Annotated in this window: 13 protein-coding genes and 14 tRNA genes; all 27 read left to right on the plus strand. The window is 40.4% G+C overall.

Annotation, left to right across the window (positions count from 1 at the left end; genetic code table 11):
- Positions 1-102 precede the first annotated feature (102 nt).
- The 27 genes from DWW33_RS14475 to DWW33_RS14600 all read left to right on the plus strand — a co-directional run bounded on the left by DWW33_RS14475 (position 103) and on the right by DWW33_RS14600 (position 13,329).
- A tRNA-Asn gene (locus DWW33_RS14475) sits at positions 103-174 on the plus strand.
- Positions 175-204: 30 nt separating this feature from the next.
- Positions 205-276 (plus strand) — tRNA-Glu (locus tag DWW33_RS14480).
- 75 nt (positions 277-351) lie between these two features.
- Positions 352-424, plus strand: a tRNA-Thr gene (locus DWW33_RS14485).
- Between the two features lie 6 nt (positions 425-430).
- Positions 431-504: transfer RNA gene (locus DWW33_RS14490), tRNA-Ile, on the plus strand.
- A gap of 18 nt (positions 505-522) precedes the next feature.
- Positions 523-596 (plus strand) — tRNA-Asp (locus DWW33_RS14495).
- Between the two features lie 4 nt (positions 597-600).
- A tRNA-Val gene (locus DWW33_RS14500) sits at positions 601-673 on the plus strand.
- 3 nt (positions 674-676) lie between these two features.
- Positions 677-760, plus strand: a tRNA-Leu gene (locus DWW33_RS14505).
- A 31-nt stretch (positions 761-791) separates the two neighbouring features.
- Positions 792-865 (plus strand) — tRNA-Arg (locus DWW33_RS14510).
- 75 nt (positions 866-940) lie between these two features.
- Entirely contained in the window at positions 941-1,882 is a 942-nt protein-coding gene (gene nudC / locus DWW33_RS14515) for an NAD(+) diphosphatase (RefSeq protein ID WP_118639748.1), read from the plus strand.
- A 79-nt stretch (positions 1,883-1,961) separates the two neighbouring features.
- Complete coding sequence (locus DWW33_RS14520) at positions 1,962-2,570, plus strand: hypothetical protein (RefSeq protein WP_118639749.1); 609 nt, start codon at positions 1,962-1,964, stop codon at positions 2,568-2,570.
- 39 nt (positions 2,571-2,609) lie between these two features.
- Positions 2,610-3,053 carry a DUF1700 domain-containing protein gene (locus DWW33_RS14525; RefSeq protein ID WP_118639750.1) on the plus strand — a complete coding sequence of 148 codons (444 nt, stop codon included), beginning with the start codon at positions 2,610-2,612 and terminating at the stop codon, positions 3,051-3,053.
- Between the two features lie 54 nt (positions 3,054-3,107).
- On the plus strand, positions 3,108-5,477 hold the full coding sequence (locus DWW33_RS14530; RefSeq protein ID WP_117841677.1) for a Crp/Fnr family transcriptional regulator: 2,370 nt from the start codon (positions 3,108-3,110) through the stop codon (positions 5,475-5,477).
- Positions 5,478-5,836: 359 nt separating this feature from the next.
- Positions 5,837-6,013: a hypothetical protein gene (locus DWW33_RS15745; RefSeq protein ID WP_158561539.1), complete on the plus strand. Its 177-nt coding sequence runs from the start codon at positions 5,837-5,839 to the stop codon at positions 6,011-6,013.
- Between the two features lie 115 nt (positions 6,014-6,128).
- Positions 6,129-6,419: a rhodanese-like domain-containing protein gene (locus tag DWW33_RS14535; protein ID WP_117698510.1), complete on the plus strand. Its 291-nt coding sequence runs from the start codon at positions 6,129-6,131 to the stop codon at positions 6,417-6,419.
- Between the two features lie 63 nt (positions 6,420-6,482).
- Positions 6,483-7,640, plus strand: a complete 1,158-nt coding sequence (locus tag DWW33_RS14540; RefSeq protein WP_117947596.1) for a THUMP domain-containing class I SAM-dependent RNA methyltransferase — start codon at positions 6,483-6,485, stop codon at positions 7,638-7,640.
- Positions 7,637-9,352, plus strand: a complete 1,716-nt coding sequence (locus DWW33_RS14545; RefSeq protein WP_118639751.1) for a lectin like domain-containing protein — start codon at positions 7,637-7,639, stop codon at positions 9,350-9,352. The genes DWW33_RS14540 and DWW33_RS14545 overlap by 4 nt, the downstream gene beginning before the upstream one ends.
- A gap of 11 nt (positions 9,353-9,363) precedes the next feature.
- A complete protein-coding gene (locus DWW33_RS14550) occupies positions 9,364-10,443 on the plus strand; it encodes an N-acetylmuramoyl-L-alanine amidase family protein (RefSeq protein WP_118639774.1) in 1,080 nt (359 codons plus the stop codon).
- A 1-nt stretch (position 10,444) separates the two neighbouring features.
- Positions 10,445-11,044 (plus strand): XTP/dITP diphosphatase, encoded by a 600-nt coding sequence (locus DWW33_RS14555; RefSeq protein WP_022243474.1) that lies wholly within the window; start codon positions 10,445-10,447, stop codon positions 11,042-11,044.
- Between the two features lie 13 nt (positions 11,045-11,057).
- Positions 11,058-11,567 carry a metallophosphoesterase family protein gene (locus DWW33_RS14560; RefSeq protein WP_118639752.1) on the plus strand — a complete coding sequence of 170 codons (510 nt, stop codon included), beginning with the start codon at positions 11,058-11,060 and terminating at the stop codon, positions 11,565-11,567.
- A 124-nt stretch (positions 11,568-11,691) separates the two neighbouring features.
- A tRNA-Pro gene (locus tag DWW33_RS14565) sits at positions 11,692-11,766 on the plus strand.
- A gap of 6 nt (positions 11,767-11,772) precedes the next feature.
- A tRNA-Gly gene (locus DWW33_RS14570) sits at positions 11,773-11,843 on the plus strand.
- Between the two features lie 22 nt (positions 11,844-11,865).
- A tRNA-Arg gene (locus DWW33_RS14575) sits at positions 11,866-11,939 on the plus strand.
- Positions 11,940-11,985: 46 nt separating this feature from the next.
- Positions 11,986-12,059 (plus strand) — tRNA-His (locus DWW33_RS14580).
- Positions 12,060-12,095: 36 nt separating this feature from the next.
- Positions 12,096-12,167 (plus strand) — tRNA-Gln (locus DWW33_RS14585).
- 70 nt (positions 12,168-12,237) lie between these two features.
- Positions 12,238-12,310 (plus strand) — tRNA-Lys (locus DWW33_RS14590).
- Positions 12,311-12,616: 306 nt separating this feature from the next.
- Positions 12,617-12,844 (plus strand): hypothetical protein, encoded by a 228-nt coding sequence (locus tag DWW33_RS14595; RefSeq protein WP_117841681.1) that lies wholly within the window; start codon positions 12,617-12,619, stop codon positions 12,842-12,844.
- Positions 12,841-13,329 carry a pyridoxamine 5'-phosphate oxidase family protein gene (locus DWW33_RS14600; protein WP_118639753.1) on the plus strand — a complete coding sequence of 163 codons (489 nt, stop codon included), beginning with the start codon at positions 12,841-12,843 and terminating at the stop codon, positions 13,327-13,329. The genes DWW33_RS14595 and DWW33_RS14600 overlap by 4 nt, the downstream gene beginning before the upstream one ends.
- Positions 13,330-13,467: the final 138 nt, after the last annotated feature.

The following is a 13,467-nucleotide window of genomic DNA, read 5'->3' on the forward strand; positions in this document are numbered from 1 at the left end:
GAAAATGCGAAGCATTTGAGATGACCATCTTAGAAATAAAGTTTTCGGATTCCTGTATGTAGTTTTGAAGGTATGTTATAAAATAGCATAGCCTATTCATAATCCTCGATAGCTCAATGGTAGAGCGCACGGCTGTTAACCGTGATGTTGTAGGTTCGAGCCCTACTCGGGGAGTTTTTTTATCAACATTGATAAATAATATATGGCTCCGTGGTCAAGCGGTTAAGACATCGCCCTTTCACGGCGGTAGCACGGGTTCGATTCCCGTCGGAGTCACTTGGGTGAAAACTCATGGATTGTAAACTGCAAGATTGGCTGAAAGGCTGGGTTCATAGTCTGCAGAAGGCATACGCCGATGTGGCTCAATTGGCAGAGCAGCTGATTTGTAATCAGCAGGTTATCGGTTCGAGTCCGATCATCGGCTTTATATGGACCTTTAGCTCAGTTGGTTAGAGCAACCGGCTCATAACCGGTCGGTCCTGGGTTCGAGTCCCCGAAGGTCCACTTTTTTCTATTTTTTTTGGCCCAATGGCTCAGTTGGTTAGAGCGCCGCCCTGTCACGGCGGAGGTCGCGGGTTCGAGTCCCGCTTGGGTCGTTTTGGGATCTTAGCTCAGCTGGGAGAGCATCTGCCTTACAAGCAGAGGGTCACAGGTTCGGGCCCTGTAGGTCCCATATGCCCGCGTGGCGGAACTGGCAGACGCGCAGGACTTAAAATCCTGTTGTGGTGACACAGTACCGGTTCGATTCCGGTCGCGGGCATTCATACCGATGGTATGTAATAATTTAATATGTGCGTGTAGCTCAGCTGGATAGAGCACTTGGCTACGGACCAAGGTGTCGGGAGTTCGAATCTTCTCACGCACGTGGAAAAAGGACTTTGAATCTTTGTTTAGCAGAGATTTGGGGTCTTTTTATTATATAAAAAAGGGTGGCGCAGGTATGATACAGGATATTGCACCAATGAAATTTCACAATGAATATCAACAGAGAGAATGCCGGGATAAGGATATCGTATTTTTATTTTCGGGAAATAAACTCCTGGTAAAAAAAGATTCTAAAATCAGTTTCTTCTATATAAAAGAGTTTTCAAAAGAACTTATAAAAGAGACAGAACAAGAGGCTGACGGATTCGGTAACAAAAGATTGCAATATCTGTTTTCTATTGATGATGTACAGTATTATCTGCTGAATGTATGGACAAAGGAAGAAGCAGAAAAAGAGGTAGAAAAGCAGCTTGATGAGCAGGTCAATAGGCAGAGCAAAAAGCAGAACCATAATATTGGAAATATGGAATGGGTTACGATTCGCAGCCTGCGGGAAACAGTTTCAAAGAAAGATTGTTTTGCTGCGGCAACGGCATATCATTTGTATGTGTGGTATCGGGATAACCGTTATTGTGGCAGATGCGGAAAGGAATTGCAGCAGGATACGAAGGAGCGGATGATGCGTTGTGCATGCTGTGGCAATATGGTTTATCCAAAAATTGCTCCGGCAGTAATTGTGGGAGTAATATACGATAATAAAATATTGATGACAAAATATTCAGACAGGGAATATAAGAAATACGCATTGATTGCAGGTTTTACAGAAATTGGCGAAACTGCGGAAGAGACAGTTCGCAGGGAAGTCATGGAAGAAGTAGGATTGAAAGTAAAGGATATTGTATACTATAAGAGTCAGCCATGGGGCTTTGATTCCAATCTTCTGATGGGATTTTATGCCAGAGTGGAAGGAACAGATGCCATTACTTTAGATAAGAACGAACTTTCACTGGCAGAATGGGTACCAAGAGAACAGGTTGCAGGCATGGATGATAAAATCAGTCTTACCAGGGAGATGATGGAGAATTTCTATCAGAATGGCGAAAAATGTTTGCAATAACTACATTTTCTTGACAGTTTTGCATAAAAAATATATGATATAGAAGTGAAAAATCTTTTCAGAGAGGACTGATTTATTAATGAAGAATGAGAGTAAAAAGGCGAATGCAAAGCTTACATCAGTTCTTGCAGCAGTGCTTATTATAGTAGTAGCCATTGTAGCGGTAATTGCTGTAAAGACAAAGGATAGTGGAAGTCTTGGAACTTATTCATGTGAAATTATGTCAAGCGATAATTCATCGACTGTTTTTGAAATTACATTTAATGAAAAGAATAATACTTATAAAGAGAATATCAGTGTGGGAGACAAGGCAGTAGAGCTGGCATCAGGAACATTTGTCATGGATGGAAATAAGCTTACACTGACCTCCGATGGTGGCGATGTACAGAATCTTGTAAAACAGGGAAAATACCTGATTGCAAAAGATTATTTATATGAAGGTGAGATACCGGATGGAGATACTTTTGATGCTACCTGTACATTTAAGAATAGTAATAATGTGGTATATTTCATTACCTTTAAAGCGGATGGAACTTATGTACAGGATGATAATGGAGATGTATCGGAAGGAACTTATACGCGTGACGGAGACTGGATTAAACGTGAGAGCAGTTCTGGCACAAGCGTAGGAATTGATTATTTGATTTATAGCGGAAGAATAACTAATTCCTACTATATAAAAAAATAAAACAAAAAAGTAATGGAATAGAAGAGTTGAGGAAAATAAATGTCAAGAGAGGAATTCCTAACAGAATTAAGAAAGGCTTTGCAGGGAAGGGTAAGCCAGCAGGCGGTGAATGATAATCTCCTCTATTATGAAGAATATATTCTTACAGAATCTCATAAAGGAAAGACGGAGGCTGAAGTAATTGCAGAATTAGGAAATCCAAGACTTCTTGCAAAAAGCATAATTGATGCAGAAAATGCAACGACAGAGAAAACTACAGCAGAACCACAAAAGGAAATGGATGGGCAGGAAACAGCTTTCGGAGAGTATTCTTTTAAGAAGATTAAAATTCGAATCTGGCTTATATTAGCGACAGTATTTCTGTTTGTAATTTTGCTTATAATTCTGCTTGCACAGGTAGTTGCATTTTTACTTCCGGTTCTGCTTCCGGTAGCAATCATTTTCTTTTTATTTATAGCAATGGGGATGAACAAAAGATTTTAATAAGCAAGTATAATAAAGTAATTTTAATATAGAAATAACAGAGGAATTGGTGTTATGGCAATGATTAAGGTCCCGGCAGGGAAATGCTTTATCAAGCATGGAACAGCGGTAAATGCACTGTATATGGTAATTCATGGAACAGTGAGACAGGTGTCTAAGCTGGAAGAAGTGCAGATTGGAAGCGGTAATATAATAGGTCTGATGGATTGTGCAGAAGAAGAATATATAGCAGATTATGTGGCAGCGGATGATGTAACACTTTATCCGTTTCATTATCATGCTCCGGAGGACTTTGGTAAGATATTTATCAGTCAGCCGAAATATGCAGCAGCATTTTTATCTGTGGCAATTCGTGAGGCAGACCATATGCTTGGACGAAACCAGAGATTTCAAAACAGTACAGAAAAATATTATAGCTTTGCACTGGCAATGTATCAGAAATATCAGGAGTTATGTAGAAAATATTGCATTCAGGAGAAAAGTTTCCGGAGAATAGAGAGCCTGCAGCCTTATGTAAGAACCAATATGGCACCGAAATGGGAAGCGGATTATTTCCATGAACTGGCAGAACTTGGGAATAGTGGAACTATGGATTTCTTTCAGCAGAAAGAGGATTTGCTGACGGGACAGATTATGCAGGCAGCAAGAGCTATGTGCAAAGCGGTAAGAGAGATTGACCATGCAAAAGAATATTTACAGGAGCATGTAAATCTGTATCTGGATACCAATCGAATGGATTTATTACAGCTTTATTTTGACATGGCAGCCCGTGCAGCAGCAAGTGGAGCTGACATCGAGGAAATACGACAGGCAATAGAGCCATTGTTACAGTTTATCAAGGACAACCGTCTGGGAGATGCAGGAGAACGGGACAAACGAATTACGGAATATCAGACTTATGATTTTAGCAATATAAAGATAAAGGCAGATGCAATATATAACTTTGCAGGAGAACTGATTGGTGAAGTACCAAAGCCGCAGGCAGAGGATAAGCTGGTTCAGGGAACGGAAGATTTACTGGAACAGGAATATGCGGAAACCGATGGAGAAGAGGAAGAAGAAACAGAGGACTGTCTGGTACATATCTTAGAATATGCAGGAGTGGCAGCAGAGGATGTACATAAAATTCGAAGCAAAATGCATGAATATGATGCAATTCCGGATAATTTTGATAATGATGAGAAAACGAGAAAACTTCGGAAAGAGTTGACAGCATTATTCTATGCTACTTATAAAAATGTATTTAAGCATGCCATGAAAGATGCGGATGACCTAGACCCGGTTATTCAGATGTTTTTGAATTTTGGATTTATGGATGTGGGAATGGTAGGAGAAGATACCGCTAATGAACTTTATGATTTGACAGATAAACTGTTCAAGTGTAAAAGCGACCATGTCTATACCATGTTTGAGTGGCTAAAGAGCATCTATGAAGGAAAGAATGAACCAAGCCGGAATGAATTTGACCTGGATTATAATGGATATCTGGCAGAGCAGAAGCGGATGGGTAAGCTGGATGCAGCAGGAATGGAGCGGTTGAAAACAGACTGCTGGGAAAAGACCAAATATGAGATGAATAATATGTTTGTGTCAACGAACCGGGCAACTTATGGAAAAGTAAGTACCTTCTGTCCGATTCTGAGCAAGCATGACATGGTGCAGGAAGCAGAGAAGATGCTGGTGACTGCAGAGCGGATTGAGGAGGCAATCAAAAAAGTCCGTGAAGTTGATTATTCGTTGTTCTACCGTGAAGTGATTTTTTCAGATCCGATGCATGGTGTAAATGCTGAACCGGTGCAAAAAGAAGTATTTCCAGATGTTATTCTGATGCCGAATGTGGGAATGAAAGCAATGATGTGGCAGGAGACTGCCGGAGTAAAACGTGATACATCCGCCCGATTTGTTTTCCCGGTTATGACTATCTACAGCCTGCAGGATATGATGATAGAGACCTGCGGAAGATTCCGTTGGGAAATGTGCCGTAAGATACAGGGAATGCGTTGGAATGATATTACAGAGAAATCCCTAACTTCAGAATATTGTGATTATATCCAGTACTATCGGAAAAATCGTGATTTATCCACAGAGGCAAAGGAGAAGATTAAGAATACACTCTGGAAGTCAAAGAATAACTATCGTGAAGTATTTATTTCTGATTATATCGGATGGATTAAATACGAGGCAGGCGGCAGTTTCCGCCTGAACCGTGTAGCAAGGGATATTCTGTTCCGTTATTGTCCGTTTGCCAAGAAATACAGGGATGCATTAGAGGCAAACCCGATGTATCAGGATATGATTAGCCGGTTTAAAATATTCCAGGAACGTAAACTGCGTCATATCGATGGATTCCGTACCAGATATGAGAAGAACGGCGGCGAGATGAATATGGAACTGCAGGAAAATATGAATTTCTATAATATGTAAAGAACAATAACTACGAGAAATACGTTTTGCGAGCTATCGCGGTGCTCGCAAAATCTGAGTAGAAAAGAAGTTTGCTCAAGCGAGCTTGGCTCCTTCTTTTCTCCCAGATTTTTCTCGCTACTCGCGTAAATAAGAAAGCCACATGAATCTTAGGATTCCTGTGGCTTTCTTGAGGGGAGTATAAATAATTAATAAGGGGTATAACTGTATAAAAAAACAATTCTTATACGAAAAAAATTATAATATAAAAGTTTTTAAAATGCAATGCAAATGAGAATAATAATAAGAAATTAAGAAATAATATCACTGTATCAGAGAATCAAAAGAAAAAGTATCTGATAAAAAAAGGAGGCGATATTATGGCAAAAAATGCAGATAATGCAAAAAACAAAACAAGCAATGTAAACCGCACAATGAATGCTGATAATGATTTTGAAAATGCGGATAACAAAACCGGCAACAAAGCAGGCAATAAGACCAGCAACAGAAGTGATAATAAGGCGGATAACAAGACATCCAACAAATGTAATTACTAGGTCAATCTTATTGAAAAACTGCATATATTAAAATAAGAAACAGATTACAAGGAACACTTTGTAATCTGTTTTTTTATAGCAGAAAAAGTCAGGAGATTTTTGGGGGAGATGGCATATGAGATTTACGGCTATCAGTGTAGCGGAATTATGGAAACTAAAAGATGATCCACAGATATATATTGTTGATTTGAGAAGCAGGGAGGATTTTCAGGTATTTCATTTGAGAAATGCCCATTGTTATCCTTATGATGAGATAGAACACTGGGAGCATAAGCTGCCGAAAAATCGCAAGATACTGCTGTGTTGTGAGTATGGAAATACAAGTATGTATGCAGCAAAAAGACTGACGCGGCAGGGATATCAGATATATACTCTGATTGGAGGCCTAAATGCACTAAATGGATAGAAAAGAACATTGACAGTGTCATTTAGAACAGATAAGATAGTAGTGATAATGGAGAAAGAACATATGAAAACATACGAATTAACAGTGCCATGTCATTTTGGCTTAGAATCAGTTTTGAAAAAAGAAATATATGATCTGGGATATGAAATCTCAGAGGTGGAAGATGGAAGAGTGACTTTCATTGGTGATGCAGAGGCAATCTGCCGTGCAAATATTTTCCTGCGTACAACGGAGCGTGTGCTGCTTCGGGTAGGAAAATTTAAAGCGGAGACATTTGATGAATTATTTGAAGGAATCAAAGCACTTCCATGGGAAGAGTATATTCCTGAAAATGGTAAATTCTGGGTCACCAAGGCTTCTTCCATAAAGAGTAAATTATTCAGTCCGTCAGACATCCAGTCTATTGTTAAGAAGGCAATGGTAGAACGGCTGAAACAGAAATATCATACCAATTGGTTTGAAGAAAGTGGTGCATCCTATCCGGTACGAATTTTCCTGTTGAAGGACGAAGTAATGGCAGCATTAGATACCTCCGGAGAATCTTTACATAAGAGAGGCTACCGGACTCTGACCAGTAAGGCACCAATCACAGAGACCCTTGCAGCAGCATTGATAATGCTGACACCATGGAATAAGGACAGAATTTTAGTAGATCCATTCTGCGGAAGTGGAACATTTCCGATTGAAGCAGCAATGATTGCAGCCAATATAGCACCGGGCATGAACCGTAGTTTCTTAGCAGAGCAGTGGACAAACCTGATACCGCGTCAGCTCTGGTATGATACGGTAAATGAAGCCCAGGAAATGGTGGATACCGATATTAAGGTGGATATCCAGGGATATGATATTGATGAAGAAATTGTGCGTGCCGCAAGAGATAATGCAAAGCGTGCCGGTGTGGATGGCATGATTCATTTCCAGCAGAGACCGGTAAGCCAGTTGAACCATCCGAAAAAATACGGATTTATCATATCCAATCCGCCATATGGTGAGCGGCTGGAAGAAAAGGCGGCATTGCCGGAATTATACCGGACAATTGGTGAGGCATACAGAAGGCTGGATTCATGGTCTATGTACCTGATTACCAGCTATGAGAATGCACCAAAGGATATCGGAAGAAAACCGGATAAAAACCGCAAGATTTATAATGGAATGTTAAAGACATATTTCTATCAGTTCATGGGACCGAAGCCACCAAAACGGAAAGGGACAAAAGAGTGAGGGAAAAAGTACGTTATTCTAAGAGATATGTAGTATTCACGTTACTTTTAGTTCTTGCATTGATACTGAAATTTGCCAATTTTAAGGGTGTAACCGAAGAAATCGGGCAGTTCCGTGGTGCAGATTTGCAGAGCAGCGACTGGAACCCTCTGATTGCAAAAAGCATCAATGAGAAGAATCTTACGGTAGCGATTGATAATAAAGTATATACCAACAAGGACAATGGAATCTATATGGATGAAAATCTGAATCTGATGGTACCATTGGACTTGATTCGGGACAGTTATAACTGCAGCGTGCATCTTTATGATGACACGGCTCTTTTGATAGAAAAATATTCAGACAGCTTGTGGATGAGCTTAGATGACCCGGAAGTGCAGATAAATGATGAGAAGGAGAAATTTTCTTCCGCACTGACACGGATTGATGACCGTTATTATGTGCCGGCAGAAGTCATTGCTTCGAAGCTTGGTTATTCTTATGCCTGGGATGTTAACAAAAATGAAGCAGTGGTGGTGAATACTTCTTCTGAGACAAGCATTCTGCCATCTCATTATGACTTGCGGGAGAGAGGAAGAGCACCGCAGGTGAAGAACCAGGGAAATAAGGGAACCTACTGGGCTGCATCTTCCCTGGCAGCACTGGAATCCATGCTGCTTCCGGAAGAAAATGATGTATTTTCAACCGATAACATGAGCCTTGGAAACAGTTTTGGCTTAGGACAGAATGATGGTGGAGAGTATACTATGAGCCTGGCATATCTGACTGCATGGCAGGGACCGGTATTGGAAAAGGACGACCCATATGACGGTGAGCTGACAAAGAATTTAGCTCCAGTCAAACATGTGCAGGAAGCGCAGATTATTGAAAGCAAGGATTTGGAGAAGATTAAAGAGGCAGTTTTTAAATATGGTGCAGTCGAGACTTCTATTTACAGTACACTGCAGAATGTCAACAGCCGTTCCGAATATTTTAATCAGGAGACCAATTCTTATTGCTATGTTGGTTCAGAAAAGCCGAATCATGATGTGGCGATTATTGGCTGGGATGACAGTTATGCAAAAGAGAATTTCCCGGGAGATTTAGAGGGAGACGGTGCATTTATCTGCCAGAACAGCTGGGGAAAAGATTTTGGAGACAATGGGGTATTCTATGTCTCTTATTATGATACCAATGTAGGAATTCACAATCTGGTTTATACCGGAGTAGAAGATACCGATAATTATGATACGATTTATCAGTCCGATTTATGTGGCTGGGTCGGTCAGCTGGGATACAACCGTGATACCATTTACGGAGCAAATGTATATATAGCGGAAAACAATGAGAATTTAGAGGCAGCAGGCTTCTATGCAACCGGAAAAAATACGGAATATGAAGTATATGTAGTAAAGGACTATGATGGAAGGGAAAGTCTGTCCAAACGGCAGAAAGCAGCTTCCGGAAAGTTTGATAATGCAGGTTTCTATACCGTTACTTTTGATAAGAAAATTGCAGTGAACAAGGGAGAAAAATTTGCCATTGTACTGATGATAAAGACTCCGGATTCCGTGCATCCAATGGCAATTGAATATAAGGCAGATGAATCAACCAGAAACGTAGATCTTTCCGATGGAGAGGGATATATCAGTACCAACGGCAAGAACTGGGAAAATGTAGAAGAAACCCAGTCTGCAAATCTTTGTATAAAAGCATATGCAAAAGAAAGGTAAGTCAGAGCGGGATGGAAGAGAAAGTTATTAAAGCAGCTACCGTGATTATTACTGCCATAAGCATTATTGTGGCAGGAACGCTGCTGTTTTTTCCACAACTTCATATCCGGGCAGAGGAAAACAGGGAACTTCGGGCACAGGAAGCCATCGAGCGCAAGGAAAATATGGATGCGCTGGAAATGCTGCAGTATAATACGGCAAATGTAGACAGCCAGGAGGGCATCAGCTTTGATCAGCAGCTTCGTATTGCATTACCGGAAAATGTGACACCGGAAGATGTCAGCGTAGAAAATGACTATCTGACCCAGACCATTACCATTAAAATTCCGGGAGCAGATGAGAATTATCTTTATAACTATCCAATGATAGGAAAGAGCTATCATATAGATAATCTGACTTATGAAAGTGAGCCGGAATATGGTGTAATTGAGATCTCTTTAGATAGTGTGGTGGAATTACAAAAGACATCTGACGAGCATTATATTTATATGGATTTTTTGACACCACATGAAGTCTATGATAAAGTTGTGGTAATAGATGCAGGACATGGTGGAAATGCACCGGGAGCTACAAAGCAGGGCATTAATGAGAAAGATATTGACCTTGCTATAGTGCTTAAAGTAAAGGAATTATTTGATGAAGCAGGAGATGAGAGCGTCGGAGTCTACTATACGAGAACGGATGACAGCAATCCAAGTCTTGAACAGCGTGTAGATATGGCAAACAAAGCCGGAGCAGACCTCTTTATCAGCGTACATAATAATTCTACCAAGAGCGGAAGAATGTCCAGTATCAACGGAACAGCAGTCATGTATGATGAAGAGAAGGCATCTGAGGAAAATGGAAGTATGCAGTTAGCCCAGATTTGCTTAGAAGAAATGACAGCGGCGTTAGGAAGTACCAGTAAGGGAATTGTAAAAGGACACGAGATTTATATTATACGAACAGCAGAGATGCCGGTAGCATTGATAGAAGTAGGCTTTATGACAAATCAGGATGAACTGAACCGGTTGAATGATGAGGCATATCAGAAAGAGGCAGCACAGGCAATTTATAATGCAATTTACCGGGCATTCCAGGAGGGATATTAAGATGAATAAAATAATATTTGCAACAGGAAACAAGGACAAGATGAAAGAAATCCGCATGATTTTATCGGATCTTGATGTAGAGATTCTTTCTATGAAAGAAGCCGGAATCAGCGTGGATATTGAAGAAAATGGAACTACTTTTGAAGAAAATGCACTGATTAAGGCAAAGGCTGTGGCAGCATATACAGATGCTATTGTTTTAGCTGATGATTCTGGTCTGGAAATTGATTATCTGAATAAGGAACCGGGTGTATATTCTGCCCGTTATATGGGAGAAGATACCTCTTATACCATAAAGAACCAGAATCTTTTGGACCGTCTGAATGGAGTACCAAAGGAACAGCGGACCGCACGCTTTGTATGTGCAATTGCGGCTGTATTACCGGATAAAGAAACACTGGTAACCCGTGAGACAATTGAGGGATATATTGGATTTGAGCCTCAGGGTGAAAATGGATTTGGCTATGATCCAATCTTTTATGTGGATGAATATAACTGCTCCACAGCAAGCTTGCCACCGGATAAGAAGAATGAAATGAGTCATCGTGGAAAAGCATTACGCGCAATGAAAGAAGCACTCATGGGAAAAGGTTTATCATAAAGGAAGATAAAAGATGAGAGTATTGATAGTAAGTGATACCCATAAGAAACATGCAAATCTGATAACGATTATGGAAAAAGAAAGACCTTTTGATCGTATGATTCATCTGGGAGATGCAGAAGGTTATGAGGACTATATTACGGAACTGGCAGGATGTCCACTGGACATTGTGGCAGGAAATAATGACTTTTTCTCTGAACTTCCGAAAGAAAAGGAAATTGAAATCGGAGGATTAAAGGCATTGATTACCCATGGACACTACTATTATGTTTCTGCCGGTCTGGAGGATATCAAGAAAGAGGCAAGGGGAAGAGGCATGGATATTGTAATGTTCGGACACACCCACAGACCGCTTATAGAAAAGGATCATGGTGTAGTGGCATTGAATCCGGGCAGCACATCATATCCTCGTCAGGATGGACATCTGCCGTCTTATATCGTGATGGAAATCGACGCAAATGGTACTCCGGACTATCAGCTCAAATACCTTTCTGAAGAAGAAAAACCCAAAAAACCTTTATAAATTGGGGCAAGATTCGGAGTTGTAAAAATTTTTTGAAAAAATTTGAAAATAAATGTTGACAATTGGTATATGCTATAATATAATATGTCTTGCGTCACGGAAAAAGAAATTTAAATAGCGTTGACGGGGTGTGGCTCAGCTTGGCTAGAGCGCCTGGTTTGGGACCAGGAGGTCGCAGGTTCGAATCCTGTCACCCCGACTTCATGCGGGTGTAGTTCAATGGTAGAACACCAGCCTTCCAAGCTGGATACGTGGGTTCGATTCCCATCACCCGCTTTCTAATTGGAAAATTAGATATGTGTTCGTAGCTCAGCTGGATAGAGCAACGGCCTTCTAAGCCGTGGGTCGGGGGTTCGAATCCCTTCGAGCACATTTTCCCGAGAGGGAAGAGAGACCGCCTGATGGCCGGAATCTTATGGTGGGTATAGCGCAGTTGGTTAGCGCGCCAGATTGTGGCTCTGGAGGCCCAGGGTTCGAATCCCTGTATCCACCTTGATGCGATGGTTAGAGCATCTTTTGTAAAATTGATGGGCTATCGCCAAGCGGTAAGGCACAGCACTTTGACTGCTGCATACGTTGGTTCGAATCCAACTAGCCCAGTTAAGCTGCGATGTATCTTGAAGGATTCCAAAAGGATTCAGAAAGAGCACTTATCGAACTAAATATGTATGGGATATTAGCTCAGTTGGTAGAGCACTTGACTTTTAATCAAGTTGTCCGGGGTTCGAATCCCCGATGTCTCATTAACAGTGAAAAGCGTCATTCATATGAATGACGTTTTTTTGTACGAAAAAATATCTGTAAAGCCGCTATTAATGCGGGGGTTGTGGGAAGAATGAAACAGCACGGAAATGTAAAGTCCGATGGGAAGAGTAAAGAAAAATAATACTAAGAGGCTGACATTTTTATCTTTATTTTATTTTTAAGAGGGATTTTGAATATCTTCGTCTTCATTTCATCTTCAAAAGGAGAAAAAGAAGCGTTTGCGTAATTAGGTAGAATGCTTTATGATTAAGACAATGAGGTGTTAGGAAGGCTTTCAAAAATCTTTGGAGAAATATATAAAGATTGGAAGGAATGGTGAAACAATGTATTATGGGAAAGAAACAGGTGAATTAAAAAAAGCAAGAGAAGAGTATGAAAGTATTTTTGGTTATGATCCAAATGGAGAAATGGAATTAGAGTTTAATGAACAAGACGAATATTTAGCAGTTTTATTACAGTGTATAGAAGAAAAGAAAGATATGTTTGATGTACTTGGAGGAGAAAAAGCATGACAAGAAGAGAACGTGAAGTAACAGATATAAATGAAATCCTTAAGATTATGGATGCCTGCAAGATTGTGCATGTGGGACTTGTGGATGGTGACCAGCCTTATGTGTTACCGATGAATTACGGCTATACCTATGAAGATGGGAAAATGGTGATTTACCTTCATGGAGCAAAGAAGGGTTATAAGTATGATTTGATAGAGAAGAATCCGAAGGTATGCTTTGAAATGGAGTGTGATGTGGTGCCATTTGAAGGAAAGGTGGCATGTCAGTATGGTAATTCCTATTCCTGTGTTATGGGAAAAGGGAAAGCTGTTATCGTAGAGGATGTAAATGAGAAAATGCAGGCACTTTCTATTTTGATGAAATGCCAGACCGGAGGAGATTTTACTTTTAATGAAGAACTGGTATCCATTGTCAATGTGATTCGGATTGATGTAAGCGAATTCGGCGCAAAAAGAAGACCGGTTCCGGAAGGGTTGAAAAAGTAACAGAATAACAGGAGATTGACAAAGAAATATTGATAAAGTAGAAAGCAGGATTATGAAAGTGTAATTCCTGCTTTTTCTATCCCCAATCATTTATCACAAAACTGTGACAATCTATTCGTTGCGCGACGTAGGAAGCAT

Origin of the sequence: Roseburia sp. AF15-21, from assembly GCF_003479505.1 — a bacterium.
Taxonomy (GTDB): domain Bacteria; phylum Bacillota; class Clostridia; order Lachnospirales; family Lachnospiraceae; genus Roseburia_C; species Roseburia_C amylophila.